Annotated in this window: 1 pseudogene; it reads left to right on the top strand. The window is 66.3% G+C overall.

From position 1 onward, the window contains the following. Positions 1–1,022 (top strand): annotated as a pseudogene (locus tag Q4Q11_RS31845) (beta strand repeat-containing protein); the annotation flags it as partial.

The following is a 1,022-nucleotide window of genomic DNA, read 5'->3' as shown; positions in this document are numbered from 1 at the left end:
ACAACGGCCGCTCTCGCCGGCCTGTCGACAGCCAACGTCGCAGCGCTCTCGTCCGACCAGGCCGCCGCTCTCACGACCGCTCAGGTTGCTGCCTTGAAGACGACGCAAGTCAATGCGCTGACCTCGACCCAGGTCGGCGCCTTGAGCACCTCGCAAGTCGGCACCTTCAGCGCGGCTCAGGTGACCGCCCTGACCACCGACAATGTCGCCGGCCTCTCGACCACGCAGGTCGCAGCGCTTACCGCCAAGTCGGTGACCGGCCTGACCACCGCCCAGGTCGGTGCGCTGGGTTCGGCCAATGTTGCCGCCCTTACGACGGCTCAGGTTGGCGCGCTGAATTCCACTCAGATCGGCGCCTTGAGCACTGCGGAGGTTTCGGGTCTGTCCACGGCCGATATCGCTGCCATCACCACGGTGGCACTCGGTGGACTGTCGGAGGCGAATGTCGCAGCGCTCTCGTCGGATCAGGCGGCGGCTTTGACGACGGCACAGGTTGCCGCGCTGAAGACCAGCCAGGTTCACGCTCTCACCTCGACCCAGGTCGGTGCCCTGAGCACCTCCCAGGTTGGCACGCTGAGCGCAACACAGGTCGGCGCTCTGACCACGGACAATGTCGCCGGCCTTTCGACCACGCAGATCGGTGCCCTGACATCGAAGGCTGTGACCGGCCTTTCGACCGCTCAGGTCGGTGCTCTGAGCTCTACCCAGGTCGAGGCCCTGAGCCCGGCTCTCGTCGGCTCGCTGAACTCGGCACAGATCGGCGCTCTGTCGACCGCCGACATCGCCAGCTTCTCAACGGCCGACATTGCAGCGATCACGACGGCCGCTCTCGCCGGCCTGTCGACCACCAACGTCGCAGCGCTCTCGTCGGATCAGGCCGCCGCCCTTACGACGGCTCAGGTTGCTGCCTTGAAGACGACGCAGGTCAATGCGCTGACCTCGACCCAGGTCGGCGCCTTGAGCACCTCGCAAGTCGGCACCTTCAGCGCGGCTCAGGTGACCGCCCTGACCACCGACAATGT

Source organism: Rhizobium sp. UFLA01-1127 (genome assembly GCF_059803845.1).
The sequence above is the reverse complement of the archived record's forward strand: the minus strand, read 5'-3'. Positions and strand labels throughout refer to the sequence as shown.